The sequence below is a fragment of the Paludisphaera sp. genome (genome assembly GCF_037189885.1).
Lineage (GTDB): Bacteria > Planctomycetota > Planctomycetia > Isosphaerales > Isosphaeraceae > Paludisphaera.
Genome location: NZ_JBBCIR010000066.1, coordinates 43538 through 67410, shown reverse-complemented (window position 1 = coordinate 67410; position 23873 = coordinate 43538). Strand labels below are relative to the sequence as shown.

Below are 23873 nucleotides of genomic sequence, written 5' to 3'. Positions count from 1 at the left end.
GGCGGCTCAGGCGGGCGGCTTGCCGAGGCGGGTTTCCTCGACGAACGCCTCGGTCTCGTTGTCGATCGTCCGCCCCCGTCGCCCCGCGGAGGGGTGGACGTAGAGCGCGTGGGCGTCGACCGTGTCGCGATGCGGGGGCGGAGGCGCCATCGCGTATCGCACCGGCGCGGCGTGGTCGGCCATCTGCAGCTTCGGGTTGTAGACCCCGTTGAACTTCCAGAGCATCTTCAGCGTGTTCGTCTGCCCGCGCGCCAGGTTGTTCGCCAGGATGCCGCCTAGCGCCCACACGGCCTTCCATCCCAGGTGCTTGCGGTTGAGCACCTGCTGCGTCTTCACCAGCTCCGCGTAGAACTCGTGCAGCGGCAGCGTGGTGGGGAGGACGGCGTGCTGGATGTCGAACAGGCGGTAGTCCCGCGAGGTCACCCTGCGCGACTCGGTGAGCCAACTCTCGGTCCCCGGGTAGGGGGTGTTGACGCTGATGTTGACGATCTCCGGGATCTCCAGGCACCACTGGCGGATGACCTCGAAGCGGTCGCGGTCCCAGGCGGGGTCGGCGATGATGTTGATCGCCACCATGATCCCCATCGACCGGGCGAACTCGATCGCCTCGAAGCTCTTGGAGAGGGTGGTCCGCTTGCGGAAGCGCTTCAGGCCCTCCTCGTCGATCGCCTCGACCCCCAGGAACATGTACTGGAGGCCCAGCCGCTTCCAGAGCTGGAAGACTTCCTTGTTGCGCAACAGGACGTCGCCGCGGGTCTCCAGGTAATATTGCTTCTTGATGCCGCGTCGCGCGATGGCCTCGCCCAACTTCATGCCGTGGTCGGCCTGGATGAAGGCGACGTCGTCCACGATGAAGACGCCCGGCTCGCGGATCGAGGCCAGCTCGTCGACCGACGACTCGACCGACTTCACGCGGTAATTGCGTCCGTAGAACGTCCAGGCCGAGCAGAACGAGCAATCCCAGGGGCACCCACGGCTGAACTCGATGGAAGCGCACGGGTCGAGGACGCCGATGAAATATTTACGCCGCTTGCGCAACAGGTCGCGAGCCGGGGTCAGCGCGTCCAGGTCCTTGACGAACACCGCGGCCGGCCCCGTGCCGTCGGCCGTCACGACGCCCGGGACTTCGAGCAGGGAGGCGGGGTCGCGGTCGGCGGCGGCCTCGATCAGCCGGGCGACCGACGCCTCCCCCTCCCCCTTCAGGACGCAATCGATCGCGCCATCGGCGTGGCGCAGGACGTCGGCCGCCACGAACGACGCGCTGTGGCCGCCGACGAAGAGGAACGCGCCCGGCAGCCGGTCGCGTGTCGCCCGGGCCAGGTCGACGACCTCCGGGACGTTCGCCAGGTAGTTGAGCGAGAACGCGACGGCGTCCGGCCGCCACGACTCGACCGCGCGGAAGTAGGCGGCGTGCCCCTCTACCTGGAGGTCGATCAGCCGGACTTCGTGCCCGGCCCTCCGCAGCTCCGCGGCGATGGTCTCGATCCCGAGCGGCTCCAGCCGCAGGAAGACCTTCGTGTACATCAACGCGCTGGGATGGACGGCCAGGATTCGCATGGGTGGATCGGTCGACCGGGCGGCCCAACGGGCGAATCGCCGCGAGGGGCGCCGTCTCGCGTCGTCCGGGAGGGGAGGGTTGAATGTGGGCGATGAGGGATTCGAACCCCCGACGTCCTACGTGTAAGGCAGGCGCTCTAACCGCTGAGCTAATCGCCCCCGGGCCGGGACATTCTAGCCGAGGGGGCCGCGTCTTGGGAGTGGACTCGTCCCGGCTTTTCGCGGCGGGGGGCGGGGCGCGGATGACGTTCCCATTTTCGCCGGCCGCTGGTAGGATTGGGTGGAGGATCCGCCGACCCGACCGCGCCGACTGGGAGTGCCTCTTGCGATGGCCGACGATACGACCGCGCAGCCCTCGAAGAAGCTGTACATCGAGACCGTCGGCTGCCAGATGAACGTGCTCGACAGCGAGCTGGTGGTCGCCCGCCTGCGCGACGACGGCTACGAGCTGACCGACGACATCGACCAGGCCGACGCCATCCTCTACAACACCTGCTCGGTCCGCCAGCACGCCGAGGACAAGATCTACAGCGCCCTGGGGCGGATCAAGAACCTCAAGCGCGAGAAGCCCGGCCTCTCGATCGGCGTCCTGGGCTGCATGGCCCAGAAGGACCAGGGCTCCATCCTCAAGCGGGCCCCGCACGTCGACGTGGTGATCGGACCCGGCCAGCTTGGCCGCGTCCCCGAGCTGCTCTCGAAGGCCAGGGCCGAGGAGAAGCCGCAGCTCGCCGTGAGCCTGGCGCGGAACGCCGGCAGCCGCGACCGCGTCACCTCCAGCTTCGACAGCTACGACGCCGACCGCGAGCCCGCCGTCCGCCCGAGCCCGCATCAGGCGTACCTGCGCGTGATGATGGGGTGCGACAAGTTCTGCACCTACTGCATCGTGCCGTCGGTCCGCGGCCCCGAGCAGAGCCGCCCGCCCGACGCCATCGTCGCCGAGGCCCGGCTGCTGGCCCTCCAGGGGGTCAAGGAGATCACGCTCGTCGGCCAGACCGTCAACAGCTACAAGCACAAGACGCCCGACGGCCGCGTCGCCCGGCTCTCCGACCTGCTGGCCAGGCTCCACGACATCGACGGCCTCGTCCGGATCAAGTTCATCACGAGCTTCCCGAACGACATGACCGACGACCTGCTCCAGGCCGTCCGCGACCTGCCGAAGGTCTCGCGCTACATCCACGTCCCGGCCCAGAGCGGCTGCGACGACGTGCTGAAGCGGATGAAGAGGATGTACACCGTCGCGTTCTACGAGGAGATGCTCGCCCGCCTGCGCGAGACGATCCCCGGCTCGTCGGTCTCCAGCGACTTCATCGTCGGCTTCTGCGGCGAGACCGACGAGTCGTTCGAGAAGACGGCCCGGCTGCTGGAACGGTCGCGGTTCAAGAACAGCTTCATCTTCAAGTACAGCGCCCGGACCGGCACCAAGGCCGACAGCCTCTTCCCCGACGACGTGCCCGACGAGGTCAAGCGGCGGCGGAACCACATCCTGCTGGATCTCCAGACGGCGATCAGCCTGGAGGACAACCGGGCGTTCATCGGCCGCGAGGTCGAGGTGCTCGTCGAGGGCCCGAGCCGCTCGACGACGCGCAAGGAGGGGTGGGACGGGCCCGACCAGCTCGTCGGCCGGACCACATGCGACCGGATCGCGGTCTTCCCCGGCCCCGAGAGCCTGGCGGGCGAGATGGCGCGGGTGCGGATCGAGCAGGCCAGCGCCGTGACCCTCTTCGGCGGGCTCGCCGGCGGGGCGAACGGGCGCACGGCGTGAGCGGGGCCATGTCGAGCCCGCTCGGACGCCTGGTGGACTGCTGGATGGCGTGGGGGGGCGTCGAACCTTCCCTCCGCCCCGACCCCCGGGCGCTCGCCCTGGCCTTCGGCGCCGAGTCCGTCCGCCCCGCCGCGTCGCACGCCGAGCTGGCCGCGTGGGAGCATCGCCACGGCTTCCGCCTCCCCCCCGGCCTCCGCGCCTGGCTCCTCCTGTCCGACGGCCTCCGCCGCGACGCCCCGCTGATCCATCCCATCTCGGCCATCGGCCCGATGATCCTCTTCGGCCCGATGGAGGATCTTCGCATCCAGCCCGAGAGCTGGTTCGAGCTGGGCAATCCGAACGTGGAGACCGTCTGCATCGACCTGGGCTACCGCTGGCCCGGCGGGGGGAGCCCGATCTTCGTCTCCGGCGACGAGGCGGCCGGGACCAAGCCGCGGATCATCGCCCGGAGCTTCGAGGAATGGTTCCTCGCGATGCTGTCCCACGGCGGCCGGGAATACTGGCTCGACCCGGATTTCGACGACTTCGGCGCGCCGTGGGACGCCCACCGCCGATATACGCCCCAGCCCGACCTCCCCGCGTCGCTCCGGGCGATCGCCGTCGACGTCGCGCCGCTCGTCCTGGCCGGCGTCTGCGAGCGCGAGATCGCCGCCAAGACCGGCCTGGACTCCGACGACCTGGAGGCGATCATCCGGCACATCCAGCACGTCCCGCCCAACCTGGCGTCCCCCTGACCCGGGCTCGGGGGTCGTCCTTGTCGGGAGCGTCGTCGTGATCGATGAACGGTCCGCGCGAGCGTCGGAAGCGGCCGAGCCGGCCCGGGACTGGCTCCGGGGAATGGGCCTCCGCGACCTGGAGCGGGGCGCTCGCGACGTGGACGCCCTGGGCCGTCGCGCCCGGCCCGCCTCGCTCGCCCGCCTCGTCGAGCTGTTCGACACCCTCCTGCCCCGCTGCCCCGACCCGGACATGGCGCTGGCGAATTTCGAGCGCTACGTCGCCGCTCTGCCCGACCCCGCCGACGGCCTCGACCGCCTGCTCGCGGGCCCCCGAACCGTCGAGATCCTGCTCCAGGTCCTCAGCACCAGCCAGCATCTCGGCGAGCTGCTGATCCGGGACCCGGGGCTGATCGACTGGCTCCAGGCCGGGGCCGGTCGCCGCGACCGGGACTCGCTGATCTCGGAGCTTTGGGAGGAGTTGTCAGGCGAGGGGGGGGCGGTCGACCCCAGGATCGTCATCCGCCGATTCCGCCTGCGCGAGACCCTGAGGATCGGCTACGACGACATCATCCGCGGCGTCCCGCTGGAGGTCACGACGGCCGACCTGTCGCACCTGGCCGAGGCCTGCGTGGAGGCCGCCACGCGCCTCGCCCGGGAATCGGCGGAGCGCCGCCACGGCGCGCCCACGCGCGGCGACGGCGCGCCCGCGCGGTTCGCCGCGCTGGCGATGGGGAAGCTCGGGGGCGTCGAGCTGAACTACAGCTCGGACATCGACCTGATCTTCCTCTACGACGAGGAGGGGGCGACCACCGGCCCCCGCGCCGTCTCCAACGCCGAGTTCTTCGCGCGCATGAGCGCCGAGATCGTCCGGCTCCTGTCCGACCACACCGCGATGGGGTTCGCCTATCGCGTCGACATGCGGCTCCGGCCGGAGGGGGACCAGGGCGTGCTGGCGAGGTCGCTGGACGCCACGCTGAACTATTACGTCAGCCGGGGGCGCACCTGGGAGCGACAGGCGCTCATCAAGTGCCGGCCCATCGCCGGCGATCCGGAACTGGGCGCCGCGTTCATCGCGGCCGTGACGCCGTTCGTCTACCGCCGCTATCTCGGGGCGGCGGAGATCGCCGAGATCAAGTCGCTGAAGCGGCGGATCGAGCAGCGCACGGCGTCGGCCGGGCTGGCGGACTTCGAGGTCAAGACCGGCCGGGGGGGGATCCGCGACGTCGAGTTCGTCGTCCAGTTCCTCCAGCTCCTGCACGGCGGCGAGTACCCCTCGGTCCGCGTCGTCAACACGCTGGAGGCCATCGAGCGGCTGGAGCGTGCCGGCTCGTTGACGGCCGAGGAGCGGGGCGTCATGGATCGCGCCTACCGCTTCCTCCGCCGGGTCGAGCACCGGTTGCAGATCCTGTTCGACCGCCAGACCCACGAGATGCCCCGCTCGATGGAGGAGCTGCGGACGCTGGCGATCCGCATGGGCTACATGCCGCTCGGGCCGTCGGAGGGCCGCTTCGGGCCGGCCGAGCGATTCCTCGCCGACTATCGCGCCAAGACGGAGCTGAACCGCCGGATCCTCAACCACATCCTGCACCAGGCGTTCCTCCACGGCGAGGGGGGCGAGGAGGCCGACCCGGTCGTCGACCTGGTGCTCGACCCCGACCCGAGCGACGAGCAGATCGCCGCCGTGCTGTCACGCTACCCGTTCCAGGATCCGGCCGCGGCGTACCGGAATCTGATGGCCCTGGCGCGCGAGGACTTCGCCTTCCTGTCGCAGGCGCGCTGCCGGCACTTCCTCGCCTCGATCGCGCCGAGGCTGCTCCGGGCGGTCGGCAGGACGGCCGACCCGGACTTGACGCTCACGAATTTGGAGCGGGTCTCCGCGTCGCTCGGGGCCAAGGCGGTCCTCTGGGAGCTGTTCGCGCTCAACCCGCCGAGCCTACGCCTGTACGTCGAGCTTTGCGCCACCAGCCAGCTCGTCTCGGGCATCCTCACGAACAACCCGGGGATGATCGACGACCTGATGGACTCGCTGGCCATCGACCGTCCGCTCCCCGGCGCGGCGATCAAGGGGGAGCTGGCCGAGCTGACGCGGGGCTCGATCGTGGATCTCGCGCCGATCCTGTGGAGCTTCCGCAACAAGGAATGGGTGCGGATCGGCGCCCGCGACCTGCTGGAGCGCGAGTCGATCCGCGACGTGACCCGCGAGCTGGCGGACGTCGCCGAGGCGATCCTCGGCCAGGTGGCGCGCGACCAGTGGCCGCGCCGGCTCCCCCGGTACGGAGCCCCGATCCGCGCGGCCGACGGCGCGCGCGACCGCTGGGCGATCCTCGCCCTGGGGAAGCTCGGCGGGCGCGAGCTGAACTATCACAGCGACCTGGATCTCGTCTTCCTGCACGAGAGCGACGGCCACACCGCCGGCCCCGAACGGACTTCGAACCACCTGTACGTGACCGACGTGGCCCAGCGGATCCTCAAGGCGCTCGCCGGCGGCTCCGGCGGGGTGCTGTACCAGGTCGACACCCGCCTGCGCCCACACGGCGCGGCGGGGCCGCTGGTCAACACGCTGGAAGCGTTCACGCGCTATCACCTCTCCTCGGCCCAGTCGTGGGAGCGGATGGCGTTGACGCGGGGCCGCGTCGTCTTCGCCACCGGCGGGTTCCGCCGCCACGTTGCCGAGGCGATCCGGTCGATCCTGGTCCGGCCGGTCGACCCCCTGGCCCTGGGCCGCGACGTCGTCGCCATGCGGCGGCGGCTGGAGGAATCGCGAGGGCCCGGCGACCTCAAGCGGGGCGTCGGCGGCCTGGCGGACATCGAGTTCGTCGTGCAATACCTCATGCTCGTCCACGCGGCGGAGAGGCCCGACGTCCTCCGCGCCAATACCTGGGAAGCGATGGACGCCCTCACCGCCGCCGGCGTGCTCCCGATCGAGCTCCACCGCGAGCTGCGCGAGATCTACAACTTCCTGTTCAGCCTGGACGCCCGCCTCCGCCTCATCCGCGACCGCGCCGGCTCCGACCTGCCGACGGAGCCTGACGACCTAACCCGGCTCGCCCGCCGCCTCAAGTACGACGTCCCCGACGCGACCGACGCCGTCTCCGACTTCCTCCTCGACGCCGCCCGGCACACCACTCGCGCCCGCGCCATCTTCCAGCAGGTCGTCCCGGGCGTCCCGCCGGAGGGTTGAGCCCCCCCGCCGCGACGCCTACCATCGATCGATTCCACCCGACCGGCCGACGGCGGCCCGGCGGCGTCCCCGTCCCTCGCGGAGTCGATCCCATGTTGAGCCTGGCAGTCGCGCTCGCCGTCGTCGCGTCGTCGCCGACGATCTTCACCCCCAGCGACCTCCCCCGGCTGGCCGAAGGCGTGCCCCTCGGCCCCGACGAACGGGCCACGCTCCGGGTCTGGGCCCCCGCCAACGAGGCGTGGTCGATCGCCCGCGAGGGCGACCTGGTCACGCTCTCGCGAGCCGCCGTCCCGGGCGAACCGTCCCCGCGTTGGCTGGATCTCGGCGTCATCCAGGGACCATTCAAGCTCGCGACCGCCGCCGAGAAGGCCGCCGAGCCGCCGAAGGACGGCAAGGCCGACGAGGTCGCGCCTCCCCCCTGCCCCGCGTTGATCGTCCTGGACCCCGACCCGGACGGCGACCCGAATCGGCTGCTGGACGTGGCCCGCGGCGCGATCGACTCCGCGTCGCCCGCCCCCGACTCTCGCCGTGCCCATTCGCGCACGAACAAGGAGGGCGCCGACTTCCGCGCCCCCGCCACGGCCGACGCCTGGCGCGACCGCGCGGCCCATCTACGCGATCACATGAAAGTGACGCTCGGCCTCTGGCCCGCGCCGCCGAAGACGCCGCTGGAGCCCAAGGTTTACGGCCGCGTCGAGCGCGACGGCTACACCATCGAAAAGGTCGTGCTGGAGACGCTCCCCGGCTTCACGCTCAGCGGCAACCTCTACCGCCCTAGCCCGTCGCCCACGGGGAAAGTCCCCGCCATCCTCTGCCCCCACGGCCACTGGGAGGAGGGCCGGATGGCCGAGGACGTGCAGCAGCGCTGCATCCGATGGGCCAAGCTGGGCGCGGTCGTGTTCCTGTACGACATGGTCGGCTACAACGATTCGAAGCCCTTCCCGCATGAGTTCCTGAACGATCGACTGAGCCGATGGGGCCTCAGCCTGTTCACGCTCCAGACCTGGAACAGCATCCGCGTGCTCGACTGGATCACGTCGCTCCCCGACGTCGACCCGGCGCGGATCGGCTGCACCGGCGAGTCCGGCGGCGGCACCCAGACGTTCATCCTCTCGGCGCTCGACCAGCGCATCAAGGTCGCCGCCCCCGTCGTCATGATCTCCGACCACTTCCAGGGGGGGTGCGTCTGCGAGAACGCCGCCGGCCTGCGGATCGGGACCGACAACGTCGAGTTCGGCGCCCTGTTCGCCCCCCGGCCGATGATTCTCGTCGGCGCCACCGGCGACTGGACCTCGAAGACGCTCACGCACGTCGCCCCGGCGATCCGCGGCGTCTACTCGCTGATCGGCTCGCCCGACGACCTGGAGGCCGTCATCTTCGACTTCCCCCACAACTACAACCAGACCAGCCGCAACGCCGTCTACGCCTTCATGGGCCGTCGCCTCCTGGGCCTGGACGACTCCGTGGACACCCGCGAAGGCGAGCAGAAGGCCGAGACCGCCGAGACCCTCGTCACCTTCGACGCCGATCACCCCGCCCCGGAGCGCAAGACCCCGGAGGAGCTTGAAGACCACCTGATCGCGACGATCGCCGGGCAGCTTGAAGCGCTGTCGCCCGCGCGCGGCTCCGTCGTCTGGCAGGCCGCGCGCCCGTTCCTGAGGACGGCGCTGGCGGTCCGTGTCGGCCTCGTGTCCCCCGCGCCCGAGGCCATCGACGCCCAGGTCGTCCGTCGCGCGAGCCGCGAGGGGCTTTCGATCGCCCACTACCGCGTCGGCCGTCGCGGCGGCGGAGAGTCGATCCCGGTCGTCCGCCTGACGCCGGCCCGGTCCAACGGTCGGCTGACCATCATCGCCGAAGACCGGGGCAAGGCGGCCCTGACGACGCCATCGGGCGAGCTGTCCGAGACGGCTCGGGCGCTGCTGGATCGCGGGCAGTCGGTCGTCGGGTTCGACCCGCTGTTCGTCGGCGAGTCGATCGACCCCGCCCGGCCGGTCCCGCACCGGCCCGAAGTCGTCCACGGGCCGACCTACAACCCGTCCACCGCGGCCGACCAGATGCAGGACCTGGCGACCGTGGCCGCGTGGGCGAACGCCCAGCCCGACGTCCGCGAGGTCTCGCTGGTCGCCTCGGGGCTCGCCGGCCGCCAGGCGCTCCTGGCCCGGCCGCTGATCCCGGGCCTCGCCCGGGCCGCGATCGACCTCGACGGCGGCGACGACGCCGACGAGCGCGGAGCCGTCCCCGCGGCGATCGACCTCCCCGGCATCCACCAGTTCGGGGGCCTCAAGGCCGCCGCCGCGCTCGCCGCGCCGGCCCCGCTGCGGATCAGCCGCCCCGGCGCCCACTTCTCGGTGACCTGGCCGGCGTCCGCGTATGAACTCGCCGGGACGCCCGACCAACTCACCGTCGAGGACGCCCCGCCGTCTCCCGCCGACCTCGCCCGCTGGATCGACGCGGGAGAATGAGCCGTCTTCCCGCATGCGGGACAGAGTAACGCCTGATTATTCCATCCCGCATGCGGGGCGCATCGTTCGGGTTCGTCCTCAAAGCGCCCCGCGACGCTCCAGCGACTTGTAGCGGAGGAACGAGTAGACGATGGGGGCGAGCGCCACCCCTAAGAGGACGCCGAAGGCGGCGGGGAGCGGGGCGCCCAGCAGCACCAGGGCGAGGCCGACGACCGAACCGCCGACCATCAGCCACGCCGCCAGCCGATGCGTGTCGTTCCAGACGCGATCGCTGGCGAGCGTCCACGGCACGCGGATACCGATGTAGAAGTTCTTGCGCACCTTCCCCATTACGTTCCCCATCAGGCCGAAGAAGACGAAGATCCCCGCCACCAGCGCCCGGCCGATGTCGACCCACCGCTCGCCGCGGATCTCCTGGAAAGTCGCCGCCAGGATCACCACCTGGATGAAGGCGAACAGCCCGACCGTGACCGCCAGGATGTAGAGGTAAGTCGGCCGGAACGAATCGACCTCGAACGACTTCGGGGAGAGCGCCGGGAGGAAGGCGAAGAGGACCAGCAGCCCGGTCGCGACCCCCGGCATGAGGAAGACGCTCGCCCGGCTCCCCCAGCCGTCGACCTGGCCGTGGATGTTCCAGTGGATCGGGATCGAATCGGGGAGATTCGGGTACGCCCACGCCGAGGCCCCCCAGGTGAACGCCGCCAGCGCGATCGCCACCCCCCACCAGAGTCGCTTCATGGCTCTCCTCCCCCTCCGCTCGGCTTCGGCTCGACGCCGAAGAGATCCCAGATCCGCGCCACGACGTCCTGGAGGACCGTCGTGTTCAGCGCGTAGTAAATTTGCTGCCCCTCGCGCCGGGTCGTCACCAGGTCGGCGTCCTTGAGGACCGCGAAGTGGTGCGACATCGACGGCTTGGAGACGTCGAAATGCCCGGCCAGCTCCCCGGCGGACATCTCGCCCCGGCCGAGGAGCTGGAGGACCTTTCGCCGCGTCGGATCCGAAAGCGCCTTGAACACCTCGTTCATCGCGTCCCCGCCCGTGGATTCGCCGAGCCCGGCCGGATATTTAGCCGACCGTCTAATTATCGAGCGAGGACGCCGTCGGCTCAAGCGAAAATGGCTCAGACGTCGTCGAGCGTGGCCCTGGGGGGGAGGCCGGGCGGGGAGTGGGAAAGGATGTCGGCGACGAGGGCCTCGGGGTCGGCGGAGACGCGAAGCGGGGCGAGGTGGCGGCGGCGGATGAAGCCGCTGTCCGCTCCGAATTCCAGGAGGGCGAGGAGCGGGTCGAAGTAGCCCTCGACGTTGAGCAGGCCGATGGGTTTCGCGTGGATGCCCAGGGCGGCCCAGCTCAGGATCTCGAAGAATTCCTCGTAGGTCCCCACGCCGCCGGGGAGGGTGAGGAAGGCGTCGGACCTGGCGGTCATCATGGCCTTTCGCTCGTGCATGCCGGCGACGACGTGCAGCTCGGTCAGGCCGTGGTGGGCGACCTCGTGGGAGGAGAGGACCTCGGGGATGACGCCGATGACCTCGCCCCCCTCGGCGAGCGCGGCGTCGGCGACGACGCCCATGAGGCCGACGCGGCCCCCGCCGTAGACCAGCCCGAAGCCCTTGCGGGCGATCGCGCGGCCGACGCGCTCGGCGTTCTCCCGGAAGGCGGGCGAATTCCCGAATGACGACCCGCAGAACACGCAGACGCGCGAACGTTCCTTCATCGCGTGCGAATCCCTTTCGACCTTCAGACCCTCGCCGCGCCGAGCTTCGCGTCGGTCGTGTTGCGGAGGATCGTGATGTAGTAAAGCGAGAGCAGCCCGGCGATGTACGCCAGCGCGACGACGATCCCCGCGGCGATCGCCGTCCCCCCGACCCCGCCGGCGGGTGCCGCGCCAGGCGCGAGCGCGCCGTAGATGACCATGGCCGTCGCCAGGCCGGCCGAGCCGCCGCCGAGCACGACGACCAGCAGGTGCATGATGTAGAAGATCGACAGCGGGTTGACTCGCTCGACGCGCTTGGAAGCCAGCCCGAGCAGGGCGTTGAGCTTGGCGACCTCGTAGATCAGGCCGATCCGGGCGCGGATGAGCAGGAAGCTGATGAAGATCGCCAGCACGGCGAGGGTGCCGAACGTGGCGGGGAGGCACCAGCGCTGGACGACCCGGATCGGGACCATCGGCGCGACGTCAGGCCGGACGTTCAGAAGGCCCGTCGCCGCCGCCACCAGGATCGAGGCGACCGCCAGGAAGATACCCACGGAGCGATTCCGGTCGGTCACGAGTTGGTGGATCGTCCGCGAGACGTGCAGGAAGCGCACCTCCGGCGCCAGCGGCGGGACGTCCGGAGGACGCCAGCCCGCGGCGGCCTCCTCGCCGATCATCTCGATCTCGGCCAGGCGGCGGTCGACGTCCTCCTCGCTGGCGATCGCGTCGGCGAGCCCCTGGGAGTGCTCGCGGACGACGGCGGGGGGCGTCGGGGCCGGGGCGGGCGCTTGCATCTCCTCCGGGGCGCTCATGGGCGGGGCCTCGCGGGGCCGGGGTCGGGTCGGTTCGGTCGCTCGTCCCGACATCATGATTCGGGGGGGCAGGGTTCCGCAAGACGGCAGGCGCGGGCCGCCGGACTCGGCATGGCCCGGCCCCGGGCTTTCGACTAGACTCCCGGTCGCCCGGCGCCGGCGCGGGCGACGTCGACGATGGACGCGACGCGGCGAGGGAAGGAGCCCGAGCCGCCGGGAGCCCGATGCCGCCGCGGCGAGGCGGTCGGCCGGGTCGCGTCAACCGCCGGGGAGGACCGCATGAGCAAGGAAGCGCTCGGCCGATTGCTGCTCGTGGAGGATGAGCCCGTCCTCCGGGGCCTCGTCCACCAGTTCCTCATCATGGAGAGCTACGACGTCGAGCCGGCGGCCGACGGACGCGAGGCGATCGACGCCTATGAGACGCGAGGGCCCTACGACCTGATCCTCATGGATCTCAACATGCCCCGCGTGCCGGGCGTGGAGGCCTGCCGGCACATCAAGGCGATGAACCCGCGCCAGCCGATCCTGGTCTGCAGCGCGGCGATCCTGGAATCCCACGTCGAGGCCCTGGGCGCCCTGGGGGTCCGCGACTCGCTGATGAAGCCGTACCACCCCGTGGAGCTGGCCGCGGCCGTGCGGCGGATGCTGGCCGAGGGCCCCGACGCCGCCAACGCGGGACGCCGAGACTGGCGCGACCATCGGGGGCACGCCGAGGCCGGGCCGAACTCCTCGGCGCGCGCGAGGCCGTCCGCCTTGTCGGATCTCCGCGGCATGGAGTAAGCTAGGCGCTGGTGAGCCGTCGGGGCGGGGAGCCCGCCGACGAGGGCCAGACTCCCCTGCGAGGCCGAGCCTCGTTGCCCCTTCTATCGAGATCCGAGGGCCGGTTTCATGGCTGGGAAACCGCTGAATCGACTGGAACTGCGTCGCCAGAGCGAGGCCGCCGAGCCTCTTGACCCCATGGAAGACGAGTCGGACGACGTCGTCGAGGTGGACGACGAGGAGGTCGTCGCCAAACCGAAGCGGAAGACCAAGGCCGCCACGAAGACCAAGGCCAAGACGACCCGCGCCGCCAAGCCGGCGGCGCGCATGAAGATCGTCTGGGTCGTGATGAACGACGCCTACAAGGCCGTCGGCACGTTCGAGTACGGCCAGAAGGAGGCCGCCGAGGCCCGCGCCGCCGAGCTGACCGCCAAGGGCAAGGGGACCCACTTCGTCCAGCGGTCGAAGGAGGAGATCCCCGCCGACGCCCCCGGCATCGGCGCGTCCATCCCCCGCCCGGAGGTCGCCCCGTCCCGCGCCAAGGCCGCCAAGGCCGCCAAGCCGGTCATCGAGGCCGCCGTCGAGGACGAGGAGGTCGACGACGACGAGGATGATGTCGAGGTCGAGGCCGACGACGACTCGGACGACGACGACGACTGAGCCCCGTCACTGGGGACGAGAGAGATTCGGAACGGCCCGCCGTCCCTCGGGAGACGGCGGGCCGATCCCCTTTCGTCACTCGGCGAGCGGCCGGACGGAAATCTCCTTGTAGGACACGATCGACTTGTCGTCGTGGTTCTGGAGCCCGATGTAGCCGGCCTGGGGTCGCGGTCGCCGCGAGGGGTCGCCGGGGCCTTCCTTCGTCTCGGCGTCGTCCGTGAGGGTGGACGAGTCGAAGTCGGCGACGGGGACGTCGTTGAGCCGGGTCGTGATGCGGTCCCCCTTCAGGGTGATCTCCAGGGTGTTCCACCCCAGGGGCCTGGCCGGTCGGTTCTGGGAAGGCGCGAAGGTGTAGACGGCGCCGGTGCTCCCCCCCGGCGAGCCGGCGTCCAGGACCTGCACCTCGAAGCCGTTGTGGACGGCGAACCAGGGGTCGGCCGGCTTGTCGGCGATGCGGACGTACACGCCCGAGTTGGCTCGCTCGGCATGGCCCCGGTAGACCACGCGAATCACGCAGTCGCCCAGCTTCTCGCGGGTGTACCAGAGGAGGCCCATGCCCCCCTCGGTCTTGAGCGTCCCGTCCTCGACCACGAACTGGCCGGGGCCGACGTGCTCCCACCCGTCCAGGCTCTTGCCGTCGAAGAGCGCCCGCCATTCCTCGGACATGGCGGACCGGGCGCCGAACAGGGCGAAGGTCAGGGAAAGCGTCGCGGCGACGCGCCAGGCTCGTCGGATCATCATGGCGTCCTCGGCTACCTCGGGGGGTCGGGATGCGGGCCGCGCCGGATCGCGGCCCCGATGAACCGCGACTGTACGAGACGCCACGACGCCGATCAAGCCGCCCGCCGCCTTCGCAACCCGGCTCGACGGTGTGCCGCGGCCTGGCTTCGTTCGCGCGCCACGCCCGCCGGTACATTCTCGACAAGCCGTTTTCCGGCAACAGCTTGCACTCAAAACAAGTTGGCTTCGTTCGTCGTTTTCGAAGTGGTTTTCGCGTCGGGCCCCGCCCGTCGAGCATGCACCGCCCGCCCGGAGCCCCGACGCGACGGGCGCCAGGTCGAGACTCGACGTACGGAAGTCCCGTTGGGGACCCTCTTTTCCAACCGCGATGGTCGATCGGGGGTACATGCGCCGCCGGCTCCCGGTCGCGCGCGTCATCCGGCCTTCGGCAAGGCGTCGTGTGGCCGGCCCGGGGGGGGGCCGGCCCGGGCTTGGGTCGACCCCGCCGTGGGCCCCCTCGCCCTTGCAGCGTCCGAGTTGTCAAGGAACGGCCTACTCAACATCCCGTACGGTCGGGGGGGGCTCGCGCCGGATTTCAGGATTCGCGAAATTTTCCCGGTCGGCCCCGGCCGGCGTCAGCCCGGGAAGGTCGCCGGGGCCGTCGAGGGGTCGCGGAAGTAGTCGATCACCCCTCCGAGGATCTGGTCGAGCGACTTGCGCGGCCGATAGCCGATGAGGCCATGGATCTTGGCGATGTCCGGGACGCGGCGAGGCATGTCCTCGAAGCCATCGCCGTAGGCTTGCTCGTAGGGGATGGCGACGATCTCGGAGGAGGAGCCGGTCAGCTGCTTGACGCGCTCGGCGAGCCCTCGGATCGTGACCTCCTCGGTGGAGCCGACGTTGTAGACCTCGCCGACCGCGCCGGGGTGATCCATCAGGCCGACGAGGGCGGCGACGACGTCGGAGACGTCGGTGAAGCAGCGCGACTGCGAGCCGTCGCCGTGAATGGTGATCGGTCGGCCGGTGAGCGCCTGCTTGACGAACGTCGGCACGACCATGCCGTACTGGCCGGTCTGGCGGGGGCCGACGGTGTTGAACAGGCGGACGAGGACCGTCGGCAGCTTGCGCTCGCGCCAGTAGGCCAGGGCGAGGAATTCGTCGATGGCCTTGGAGCAGGCGTAGCTCCACCTCCCCTTGCTGGTCGCACCCAGGACGAGGTTGCCGTCCTCGCGGAACGGCACGTCCTCGCTGAGGCCGTAGACCTCGGAGGTGGAGGCGAGGAGCACCTTCTTCTTCTTCTTGTTCGCCGCGGCGAGGACCACCTCCGCGCCGTGGACGTTGGTCTCGATGGTGCGGACGGGGCTCTCGACGATCAGCCGGACGCCCACCGCGGCGGCCAGGTGGAAGACGACGTCGCACTGGTCGACCAGCTCCGCGACGGTCTGGGCGTGGTGGACGCTCTCGATGGCGTAGTGGAATTTCGGCCGGTCGCGGAGGTGCCGGATGTTGTCGATGCTCCCCGTCGACAGGTCGTCCAGGACGAAGACCTCGTCTCCCCGCTCCAGGTAGGCGTCGGCCAGATGCGAGCCGATGAAGCCGGCCCCCCCCGTGATGAGCACGCGCATGTCGAGATCCGGCCCCCTTCGAAGTGTCCAGCGCGGTCGAGAGTCCGCGAAAGCGTCGCGACGGGCTCGATTCTAGCGTATCGCGTAGCGCCCCGCGAAGGGCCGGCCGTCCGTCGGGAAACCTGGCGCGGGATGTCACTCCGGGATTCGGCTTGAACATAATCCAGGGGTGGGACATCCTCGCGACGAACCCCGGGGGGCGGATGCGCCCCCACCGAACCGCCGCCCCGATCCGGAGCCCTCCGTATGACCGAAGCCGCCGAAACGCTGGGACGCCCCGAATCCGCTCCGGCGTCGCGGGCGCTGCGGTCCATCCGGGGGCTGGCCGTGGCGCAGTTCCTGGGGGCGTTCAACGGCAGCGCGTGGAAGTACTTGCTCATCTTCCTGGCGATCGGGGCCGCGGCCACGGAGAGCCAGGGGCAGTCCGGCACGGCGATCGCGCAGATCGTGCTGATCGTGCCGCTGATGCTGGCGTCGCTTCCCGCGGGGGTCCTGGCCGATCGCGTCGGCAAGCGGTCCATCATCGTGGGGGCCAAGGCCGCCGAGCTGGGGCTGTTGACGCTGGGGACGCTGGTCCTGGCCTTGCACCCTTCCGGCGGCTGGCCGGCCCTGGCCGTGCTGGCCATGTTGGGAGTGCAGGCGGCGATCTACAGCCCGGCGCGATACGGCATCCTGCCGGAAGTGCTGCCGCACGAGGACCTCTCGCGCGGCAACGGGCTGATCGAGATGGCGTCGAACATCGCCCTGATCGCTGGGATGGTCGCCGCCGGGCCGCTGTTCCAGCGGACGCTCGGCAATCCCTGGCCCGCCGGCCTGGTCCTGATGATGCTGTCGGCGGCCGGGCTCGCGGCGGCGAGCACGGTCCCCGTGGTCCCCGCGGCGCGGAGCGAGGGGGGGCTGAGGCGGACCATCGACATGGCGATCGAGGCGATCCGGGGGGACCGCGTGCTTCGGCTGTCGGTCGTCGGCCAGGTGATCGTCTGGAGCATCGCCAGCATCGTCCCCTCGCCCCTCCTCCCCTACGGCATGATCACCCTGGGGTTGGAGCCGTTCCAGGCGGGCCTGCTGGCCGCGGCGCTGGGGATCGGGGTGGGGATCGGCTGCTACCTGGCGGGGCGGATCTCCGGGAAGCAGGTCGAATACGGGCTGATCCCGCTGGGGGCGCTGGGGATGTCGGTCTCGGCGCTGCTCTTCGGGGCGTGGGGGCCGGGGGTGTACGGCACCATCGCCCTGATGGGGCTCCTGGGCTTCTTCGCCGGGTTCGTGCTGGTCCCGCTGAACGCCCTGATCCAGTGGCGATCGCCGGCCGATCGTCGGGGCGCGGTGATCGCGGTGACCAACACCCTGGTCTACGTCGGGATGCTGATCGGGGCGGGGCTCGCCCTGGGGTTCGCGGCTCTGGACTTCTCGGCGCCGACGATCTTCCTGGTGATGGGGGCGGGGCTGCTGGTCGGCTTCGTGTGGGCGTTCTCGCTGGTCCCGGAGGCGTTCTTCCGGTTCGTTCTGCTGAGCATGGCCGCGACGGTCTACCGCGTCCGGTACGTCGGCCGCCATCACATCCCGAGCGAGGGCCAGGCGCTGCTGGTGCCCAACCACGTCTCGTTCGTGGACGGCCTGTTCATCATGGCGCTCTCGGACCGGCCGGTGCGGTTCGTGGTCTACGCCGAATACTTCGACAAGCCCCTCATCGGCCGACTCCTTCGGACGATGCGGGCGATCCCGATCTCGGCCTCGCGCGGGCCGCGCATGATCCTGCAAGCCTTCCGGGAGTGCGGCCGCGCCCTGGACGCCGGGGAACTCGTCTGCATCTTCCCCGAGGGCCAGATCACGCGCACGGGGCTGATCGGCCCGTTCCAGCGCGGGCTGCTGCGGATCGTGAGGAACCGGACGACGCCGATCATCCCCATCCACCTCGACCGGCTCCAGGAGAGCATCTTCGCGCCGGTGAGCGGCCGTCGCCTGCCGGGCCGGCTGCCGCTCCCGGTGACGGTCTCGATCGGCGAGCCGATGCCCCCGACGGCGTCGCTGTTCGAGATCCGCCAGGCCATCCGGGGTCTCGACTGCGAGGCGTGGGAATATCGCCGGGAGGACATGCGGCCGCTGCACCACGGTTTCATCCGCCGGGCGAGACGCCACCCGTTCCGCATGGCGCTGATGGATCTCCAGAAGCCGGGGCTGACCTACATCCGGACGCTCGCCTCCGCCCTGGCGATCGCGAAGCGGCTGGGCCCCAGGTGGGAAGGCCAGCGGAACGTCGGCGTGATGCTGCCGGCGAGCATGGGGACGGCGGTCATCAACCTGGCCGCCGCGCTCTCGGGGAGGGCGACGGTCAACCTGAACTTCACCGCCGGCCGCGCGGGGATGGAGTCGGCCGCGCGGCAGGCGGGGCTGACGAGCGTGATCACCAGCCGCGCGTTCCTGGAGAAGGCCAAGCTGGAGCCCCCCGGCGGCGTCGAGCTGATCTACGCCGAGGACGAGATGCAGGCCCTGGAGCGCGGCGACAAGCTCCGCGCCCTGGCCGCGGCCGTCTTCCTGCCGATCAGGGCGATGGAACGCTTCGCCGGCGCGAGCCGCCCCGTCGCGCTCGACGACCCCGCGACGATCATCTTCAGCAGCGGCAGCACCGGCGACCCCAAGGGGGTCGTGCTGACGCACTACAACATCATGGCCGACATCGAGGCGACCCGGCGGGCCCAGCACGTCAAGCCGAACGACCGCCTGGCCGCCGTCCTGCCGTTCTTCCACGCCTTCGGCTACTCGATGTTCTGGTTCGCCAAGACGTCCGGGATGGGCTCGGCGTTCCACCCCTCGCCGCTGGACGCGATCGCCGTCGGCGCGCTGGTGGAGAAGTTCCGCCTGACCGTCCTGATGGCCACGCCCACGTTCCTGCAACTCTACATCAGGCGCGTGCCGCCGTCTCAGTTCGGCTCGCTGCGGCTGGTGCTGGCGGGCGCCGAGAAGCTGCCGGAGACGGTCGCGAGGGCGTTCGAGGAAGGCTTCGGCATCGCGCCCACGGAAGGATACGGCGTGACGGAGTGCTCGCCGTTCGTCGCGGTCAACACGTTTTCCTACCGCTCTCCGGGGTTCTTCCAGCCCGGGACCCGACGCGGGACCGTCGGCCAGCCCATCCCGGGGGTGGCCGTGCGGGTCGTCGACCCGACGACCCACGACACCCTCGGAGCCGACGAGGAAGGGCTCCTCCTGGTCAAGGGGCCGAACGTGATGGACGGCTACCTCGGCCGCCCCGATCTCAGCGAGAAGGCGTTCCTCGACGGCTGGTACAACACCGGCGACATCGGCCTGCTGACGGCGGACGGCTACCTCAAGATCACCGGCCGCCTGTCCCGCTTCTCCAAGATCGGCGGCGAGATGGTCCCCCACGGCCGGGTCGAGGAGGCCTTGCAGGAAGCCGCGGGCGCCCAATCGCAACTGTTCGCCGTGACCGCGCTGGGGGACGCGAAGAAGGGGGAGAAGCTGGCGGTGCTCACCACGCTCGACGACGCCAAGCTGGACGCCGCGCTCCGCAAGCTCCCGGAGATGGGCCTGCCGAACCTGTTCATCCCGCGCCGGGAGAACATCGTGAAGGTCGACGCCATCCCCATGCTGGGGAGCGGGAAGCTGGACCTGCGCGCCGTCAAGAAGCTGGCGGAGGAGTCGATCGCCCCCCGCGAGGCCGTCGGCGTCCGGGGATGATCGCCGGGCCGGCCCGGACGCGTCGAGGGGCGCGTCCGGGGTGGTCGGGCTCTCGGCTCAGGGTCGCTGGTCGATGGGGACGTAGTCGTTCTCGTTGGCGCCGATGTAGATCTGGCGGGGCCGGGCGATGCGAGACTTGGGGTCGTCCCGCTGCTCCTTCCACTGGGCGATCCAGCCCGGCATCCGGCCGATGGCGAAGAGGACGGTGAACATGTTGGTCGGGATGCCGATCGCCCGCATGATGATGCCGCTGTAGAAGTCGACGTTCGGATAGAGCTTGCGCTCGACGAAGTACGGGTCCTCCAGCGCCATCTCCTCGAGCTGGCGGGCGACGTCGAGGAGCGGATCCTTGACGCCGAGCTGGCCCAGGACCTTGTCGGCGGCGGCCTTGAGGATCCGGGCGCGGGGGTCGAAGTTCTTATAGACGCGGTGGCCGAAGCCCATCAGGCGGAAGCCGTCGGTCCCCTCCTTGGCCATCTTGATGGCGTCGGCCGCGCTGACGCCCCCCTTATGGATCGCCTCCAGCATCTCGAGGACGGCCATGTTGGCGCCGCCGTGCAGGGGGCCCCACAGGGCGGCGATGGCCGCGGCGCAGGAGGCGTTGATGTTCGCCAGGCTGGAGCCGACGGTGCGGACGGTCGACGCGGAGCAGTTCTGCTCGTGGTCGGCGTGCAGCAGGAGGATGAGGTTGAGGGCGTCCACGACCTCCGGGGAGGCGTGGTGCGTGTCGTACGGCATCGAGAACATCATGTGGAGGAAGTTCGCGACGTACGGCAGCTTGGGGTCGGGGTAGATGAAGGGGAGGCCCATCGACCGCCGGTAGGAATGGGCGGCGATCGTCCGCACCTTGCTGATGAGCTGGGCGGCGTCCTCGATGAACCGCTCCTCGGGCGACTCGTCCTGCTCGCCGTGGCGGGGGAAGCAGGCGATCGTGTTGACCATCGCCGAGAGGATCGCCATCGGCGGGGCGTCGACGAGGAAGCCCTCGAAGTGGTGCTTGAACGCCTCGTGGAGCGACGCATTGCGGACCAGGCGCTCGCGGAAGTCGTCCAGCTCGGCCCGGTTGGGCAGCTTGCCGAAGATCAGCAGCCAGGCGACCTCGACGAAGGTGGAGTGCTTCGCCAGCTGTTCGATCGGGATCCCGCGGTAGCGGAGTATCCCCTTCTCGCCGTCGATGAACGTGATCTCGCTGGTGCAACTGCCGGTGTTGCCATAGCCCGGGTCGAGCGTGATCAGCCCGGTGGACGAGCGGAGCTTCCCGATGTCCAGGCCCAGCTCCCCCTCGGTCCCCTCGACCACCGGCAGATCGATCGACCGGTCTTCGAACGTCAACTTCGCAGTCCGCGCCATCGCCACTCTCCACCGCGGGCTCGCGAGCGGCGACCGCCGCCGGCTAGTCCGCGCCTCGATTCGATTCAAGTCGTCGATCAACCCATTCTACACGCGGTTTTGATGTTGGGAATCATCCGCCGCCCGGGACGCGTTCGAACGATCCGTCAAGACCGAATTCCCCGACGCCAGACCGCCCCCCCGGGGGACGCCCGGCCCCGGTCGACCCTTGAGAACCGCGCGGGGCTCTGGTAGGAAGCAGGGAGAGCCTCGCGTCCGGCCTTGCGGGCGCGAGCCCGATCGACCGGGGAGGTGGAGCGATGACGGGACGTTGGACCAGGCGGGAATTGCTGGCTTACTCGGCGTTCGGGGCCGCGACGACGGGGCTCGGGGCCGTGGCGAGGGCGCAGGACGCACCGGCCGATGGAGGCGCGTCGACCTCCCCGAACGAGGCGATCACCCTCGGCTTCATCGGCGTCGGCGGGATGGGCTCCGGCCTCCTCGACATCTTCCACAAGTTCCCCGACGTCCGCGTCGCGGCGGTCTGCGACGTCCACGAGCCCCACGCGCTGCGGGCGAAAGAGGCGGCCGGCGGCAAGCCCGACGTGTACGGCGACTTCCGCAAGGTCCTCGACCGCAAGGACATCGACGCCGTCGTCATCGCGACGCCCGACCACTGGCACGCCATCCCGACCATCATGGCCTGCCAGGCCGGCAAGGACGTCTACTGCGAGAAGCCGCTGAGCCACCGCGTCGCCGAGGGGCGCGCGATGTCGGACGCCGCGGCCAAGTACAAGCGCGTCACGCAGATGGGGAACCTGATCCACGCCGGCGAGAATTACCACCGCGTCGTGGAGATCGTCCGCTCCGGCGTGCTCGGGAAGATCACCAGGACCCGCGCCTGGATGGCCTCGGACCGCGGCTCGTTCGGCCGCCCGGCCGACACCTCCCCCCCCGCCGGCTGCGACTACGACTTCTGGCTCGGCCCCGCCCCCGAGCGCCCGTTCAACCCCAACCGCTTCACCTTCAACTGGCGGTGGTACTGGGACTACGGCGGCGGCACCCTGACCGACTTCTGCTGCCACCTGATCGACCTCGTCCACTGGGCGATGGAGGTCGACGCCCCCCGCACGATCGCCGCGACCGGCGGCCGATTCGCCTTCGACGACAACGCGGAGGCCCCCGACGTCTGCGACGTGGCCTACGAGTACGAGAAGGGGGACGACCGCTTCGTCCTGGCCTGGAGCCACATCGACTCGACCGACCACGGCTTCGACGGCAAGCCCTCCGGCGTCATGTTCCAGGGGACCGAGGGGACCCTGGTGACGAACTACAACCATCACGAGGTCTTCCCCACGCAGGGGAAGACGGTGGACATCTCCCAGATCCCCCAGACGCTCCCGCGCTCGCCGGGGCACCATCGCGAATGGATCGACGCCATCCGTTCCCGCGCCACCTGCTCGTGCAACTTCGAGTACGGCCACCGGCTGACCAGCGTCGGCGAATTGGGGAACATCTCCCTGTGGACGGGCGAGAAGCTCGCCTGGGACCCCGTCGCCGAGCGGATCACCAACCACGCCGACGCCAACCAGTTCCTGACCAAGGAATACCGCAAGCCGTGGGTCCTACCCGCGATCTGACCCGCCAGCCCCGACCAGACCAGACCAGGGAGATTCGCATGATGAAACGGACGCTCATCGCCGCCGCGCTGGCGGCGGGGGTCTCGTGGTCGGCCACGGCCGGCGAGCCCAGGTGGAAGCAGCACGCGATCAACGGCCAGAGCGAGTTCGAGGCCGCCGGCGCGTTCGACGTCGACCGCGACGGCAAGCTCGACATCGTCTCGGGAGACTCCTGGTACAAGGCCCCTAACTGGGAGAAGCACCCGATCCGCGAGGTCGCCCGCGTCGGGACCTACTACAACGACTTCGCCGTGATCCCCCTGGACGTCGACGGCGACGGCGACACCGACTTCGTCACCGTCTCCTACTTCGGCAAGGACGTCGCCTGGGTGGAGAACCCCGGCAGGGCCGGCCAGGAGTGGGCCTTCCACCCGATCGACACCCCCGGGACGAGCGAGGCCGCCGTGGCCGTCGACCTCTCCGGCGACGGCATCCCCGACATCCTGCCGAACGCCACCAACGTCGTCGTCTGGTATGAGGTCGTCCCGAAGGCCGGCGGCAAGGGGGTCGAGTTCAAGAAGCACGACCTGGGGACCGAGGCCGCCGGCCACGGCGTCGGCACCGGCGACGTCAACCTCGACGGCCGCGTTGACCTGCTCACCCCCAAGGGCTGGTTCGAAGCCCCCGCCGACCCCTCGCAAGGCTCCTGGACCTGGCACCCCGACTGGGACCTGGGCGCCACCGGCATCCAGATCCTCGCCCGCGACGTCGACGGCGACGGCCTGGCCGACCTGGTCTGGGGCATGGGCCATGACTTCGGCCTCTACTGGGCCAGGCAGTCCAAGGACGCCGACGGCAAGTCCACCTGGACCAAGGCCCCCATCGACGAGGGCGTCGCCTCCGTCCACACCCTGCTCTGGGCCGACCTCGACGGCGACGGCAAGGACGACGAGATGATCACCGGCAAGCGCGTCTACGCCCACGAGATCGAGCCCGGCGACACCGACGGCTCCGTCGTCGCCTGGTACCGATTCGACCAGGACGCCAAGGCGTGGAAGAAGCACGTCATCTTCCAGGGCGAGCCCGCCAAGAACGCCCCCGAGAAGGGGCAGGACCGCCTGGCCCTCCGCGACTTCCCCCCCGGCACCGCCGGCACCGGCCTCCAGGTGACCGCCATCGACATCGACGGCGACGGCGACCTCGACCTGGTCTGCCCCGGCAAGAGCGGGCTGTACCTGTTCGAGAACCTCGGAGCCGAGTGACCCCCCTCCCCCGAGCCCCGCGCCCT

At 70.4% G+C, this 23873-nt stretch carries 17 protein-coding genes and 1 tRNA gene; 9 read left to right on the top strand and 9 right to left on the bottom strand.

Features of this window, described 5'->3' with window-relative positions:
* Positions 1 to 6: 6 nt before the first annotated feature.
* Together hpnR and WG209_RS18365 are read right to left on the bottom strand one after the other, a co-directional pair.
* A complete protein-coding gene (gene hpnR, locus WG209_RS18370) occupies positions 7 to 1557 on the bottom strand; it encodes a hopanoid C-3 methylase HpnR (RefSeq protein WP_337176535.1) in 1551 nt (516 codons plus the stop codon).
* An 86-nt stretch (positions 1558 to 1643) separates the two neighbouring features.
* Positions 1644 to 1716: transfer RNA gene (locus WG209_RS18365), tRNA-Val, on the bottom strand.
* Positions 1717 to 1885: 169 nt separating this feature from the next.
* Between WG209_RS18365 and miaB the strand changes: the two genes are divergently transcribed.
* From miaB to WG209_RS18345, 4 genes are all read left to right on the top strand, one after another.
* Positions 1886 to 3319 carry a tRNA (N6-isopentenyl adenosine(37)-C2)-methylthiotransferase MiaB gene (gene miaB / locus WG209_RS18360; protein WP_337176534.1) on the top strand — a complete coding sequence of 478 codons (1434 nt, stop codon included), beginning with the start codon at positions 1886 to 1888 and terminating at the stop codon, positions 3317 to 3319.
* Between the two features lie 8 nt (positions 3320 to 3327).
* Positions 3328 to 4053 (top strand): SMI1/KNR4 family protein, encoded by a 726-nt coding sequence (locus WG209_RS18355; protein ID WP_337176533.1) that lies wholly within the window; start codon positions 3328 to 3330, stop codon positions 4051 to 4053.
* 37 nt (positions 4054 to 4090) lie between these two features.
* Complete coding sequence (gene glnE, locus WG209_RS18350; protein WP_337176532.1) at positions 4091 to 7216, top strand: bifunctional [glutamate--ammonia ligase]-adenylyl-L-tyrosine phosphorylase/[glutamate--ammonia-ligase] adenylyltransferase; 3126 nt, start codon at positions 4091 to 4093, stop codon at positions 7214 to 7216.
* Between the two features lie 92 nt (positions 7217 to 7308).
* Positions 7309 to 9678, top strand: a complete 2370-nt coding sequence (locus WG209_RS18345; RefSeq protein ID WP_337176531.1) for a CocE/NonD family hydrolase — start codon at positions 7309 to 7311, stop codon at positions 9676 to 9678.
* 78 nt (positions 9679 to 9756) lie between these two features.
* Here the strand turns inward: WG209_RS18345 and WG209_RS18340 are convergent, their stop codons facing one another.
* The 4 genes from WG209_RS18340 to WG209_RS18325 form a co-directional block, all read right to left on the bottom strand.
* Positions 9757 to 10416 (bottom strand): DUF1648 domain-containing protein, encoded by a 660-nt coding sequence (locus WG209_RS18340; protein ID WP_337176530.1) that lies wholly within the window; start codon positions 10414 to 10416, stop codon positions 9757 to 9759.
* The gene (locus WG209_RS18335) at positions 10413 to 10703 is read right to left on the bottom strand and encodes an autorepressor SdpR family transcription factor (RefSeq protein WP_337176529.1); all 291 of its coding nucleotides are present in this window, start codon (positions 10701 to 10703) and stop codon (positions 10413 to 10415) included. Before WG209_RS18335 ends, WG209_RS18340 begins: the two co-directional genes overlap by 4 nt.
* Before the next feature lie 95 nt (positions 10704 to 10798).
* Positions 10799 to 11389 (bottom strand): TIGR00730 family Rossman fold protein, encoded by a 591-nt coding sequence (locus WG209_RS18330; protein WP_337176528.1) that lies wholly within the window; start codon positions 11387 to 11389, stop codon positions 10799 to 10801.
* Positions 11390 to 11412: 23 nt separating this feature from the next.
* Positions 11413 to 12180 carry a hypothetical protein gene (locus WG209_RS18325; RefSeq protein ID WP_337176527.1) on the bottom strand — a complete coding sequence of 256 codons (768 nt, stop codon included), beginning with the start codon at positions 12178 to 12180 and terminating at the stop codon, positions 11413 to 11415.
* A 279-nt stretch (positions 12181 to 12459) separates the two neighbouring features.
* On the opposite strand from WG209_RS18325, the gene WG209_RS18320 reads away from it, so the two are divergent.
* Both WG209_RS18320 and WG209_RS18315 read left to right on the top strand, forming a co-directional pair.
* Positions 12460 to 12960: a response regulator gene (locus WG209_RS18320; RefSeq protein ID WP_337176526.1), complete on the top strand. Its 501-nt coding sequence runs from the start codon at positions 12460 to 12462 to the stop codon at positions 12958 to 12960.
* 108 nt (positions 12961 to 13068) lie between these two features.
* Complete coding sequence (locus tag WG209_RS18315; protein ID WP_337176525.1) at positions 13069 to 13599, top strand: hypothetical protein; 531 nt, start codon at positions 13069 to 13071, stop codon at positions 13597 to 13599.
* Positions 13600 to 13674: 75 nt separating this feature from the next.
* Here the strand turns inward: WG209_RS18315 and WG209_RS18310 are convergent, their stop codons facing one another.
* Together WG209_RS18310 and WG209_RS18305 are read right to left on the bottom strand one after the other, a co-directional pair.
* Positions 13675 to 14340: a DUF1080 domain-containing protein gene (locus WG209_RS18310; protein ID WP_337176524.1), complete on the bottom strand. Its 666-nt coding sequence runs from the start codon at positions 14338 to 14340 to the stop codon at positions 13675 to 13677.
* 614 nt (positions 14341 to 14954) lie between these two features.
* Positions 14955 to 15944 carry a GDP-mannose 4,6-dehydratase gene (locus WG209_RS18305; RefSeq protein ID WP_337176523.1) on the bottom strand — a complete coding sequence of 330 codons (990 nt, stop codon included), beginning with the start codon at positions 15942 to 15944 and terminating at the stop codon, positions 14955 to 14957.
* 246 nt (positions 15945 to 16190) lie between these two features.
* Here WG209_RS18305 and WG209_RS18300 point away from each other — a divergent pair, with 246 nt between their 5' ends.
* Positions 16191 to 19637, top strand: coding sequence for an MFS transporter (locus WG209_RS18300; protein ID WP_337176522.1), 3447 nt, complete (start codon positions 16191 to 16193; stop codon positions 19635 to 19637).
* Between the two features lie 57 nt (positions 19638 to 19694).
* On the opposite strand, the gene WG209_RS18295 is transcribed toward WG209_RS18300, so the two are convergent.
* Positions 19695 to 20987: a citrate synthase gene (locus WG209_RS18295; RefSeq protein WP_337176521.1), complete on the bottom strand. Its 1293-nt coding sequence runs from the start codon at positions 20985 to 20987 to the stop codon at positions 19695 to 19697.
* Positions 20988 to 21286: 299 nt separating this feature from the next.
* Between WG209_RS18295 and WG209_RS18290 the strand changes: the two genes are divergently transcribed.
* Both WG209_RS18290 and WG209_RS18285 read left to right on the top strand, forming a co-directional pair.
* Positions 21287 to 22606, top strand: a complete 1320-nt coding sequence (locus tag WG209_RS18290; RefSeq protein ID WP_337176520.1) for a Gfo/Idh/MocA family oxidoreductase — start codon at positions 21287 to 21289, stop codon at positions 22604 to 22606.
* Between the two features lie 38 nt (positions 22607 to 22644).
* Positions 22645 to 23847: a VCBS repeat-containing protein gene (locus WG209_RS18285; RefSeq protein ID WP_337176519.1), complete on the top strand. Its 1203-nt coding sequence runs from the start codon at positions 22645 to 22647 to the stop codon at positions 23845 to 23847.
* The last annotated feature ends 26 nt before the right edge of the window (positions 23848 to 23873 follow it).

What these genes read in the sequence shown, in the direction of transcription:
- hpnR (WP_337176535.1), bottom strand. Translation starts at nt 1,557, where the DNA reads ATGCGAATCCTGGCCGTCCATCCCAGCGCGTTGATGTACACGAAGGTC.
- miaB (WP_337176534.1), top strand. Translation starts at nt 1,886, where the DNA reads ATGGCCGACGATACGACCGCGCAGCCCTCGAAGAAGCTGTACATCGAG.
- WG209_RS18355 (WP_337176533.1), top strand. Translation starts at nt 3,328, where the DNA reads ATGTCGAGCCCGCTCGGACGCCTGGTGGACTGCTGGATGGCGTGGGGG.
- WG209_RS18345 (WP_337176531.1), top strand. Translation starts at nt 7,309, where the DNA reads ATGTTGAGCCTGGCAGTCGCGCTCGCCGTCGTCGCGTCGTCGCCGACG.
- WG209_RS18340 (WP_337176530.1), bottom strand. Translation starts at nt 10,416, where the DNA reads ATGAAGCGACTCTGGTGGGGGGTGGCGATCGCGCTGGCGGCGTTCACC.
- WG209_RS18335 (WP_337176529.1), bottom strand. Translation starts at nt 10,703, where the DNA reads ATGAACGAGGTGTTCAAGGCGCTTTCGGATCCGACGCGGCGAAAGGTC.
- WG209_RS18330 (WP_337176528.1), bottom strand. Translation starts at nt 11,389, where the DNA reads ATGAAGGAACGTTCGCGCGTCTGCGTGTTCTGCGGGTCGTCATTCGGG.
- WG209_RS18325 (WP_337176527.1), bottom strand. Translation starts at nt 12,180, where the DNA reads ATGAGCGCCCCGGAGGAGATGCAAGCGCCCGCCCCGGCCCCGACGCCC.
- WG209_RS18320 (WP_337176526.1), top strand. Translation starts at nt 12,460, where the DNA reads ATGAGCAAGGAAGCGCTCGGCCGATTGCTGCTCGTGGAGGATGAGCCC.
- WG209_RS18315 (WP_337176525.1), top strand. Translation starts at nt 13,069, where the DNA reads ATGGCTGGGAAACCGCTGAATCGACTGGAACTGCGTCGCCAGAGCGAG.
- WG209_RS18310 (WP_337176524.1), bottom strand. Translation starts at nt 14,340, where the DNA reads ATGATGATCCGACGAGCCTGGCGCGTCGCCGCGACGCTTTCCCTGACC.
- WG209_RS18305 (WP_337176523.1), bottom strand. Translation starts at nt 15,944, where the DNA reads ATGCGCGTGCTCATCACGGGGGGGGCCGGCTTCATCGGCTCGCATCTG.
- WG209_RS18300 (WP_337176522.1), top strand. Translation starts at nt 16,191, where the DNA reads ATGACCGAAGCCGCCGAAACGCTGGGACGCCCCGAATCCGCTCCGGCG.
- WG209_RS18295 (WP_337176521.1), bottom strand. Translation starts at nt 20,987, where the DNA reads ATGGCGCGGACTGCGAAGTTGACGTTCGAAGACCGGTCGATCGATCTG.
- WG209_RS18290 (WP_337176520.1), top strand. Translation starts at nt 21,287, where the DNA reads ATGACGGGACGTTGGACCAGGCGGGAATTGCTGGCTTACTCGGCGTTC.
- WG209_RS18285 (WP_337176519.1), top strand. Translation starts at nt 22,645, where the DNA reads ATGATGAAACGGACGCTCATCGCCGCCGCGCTGGCGGCGGGGGTCTCG.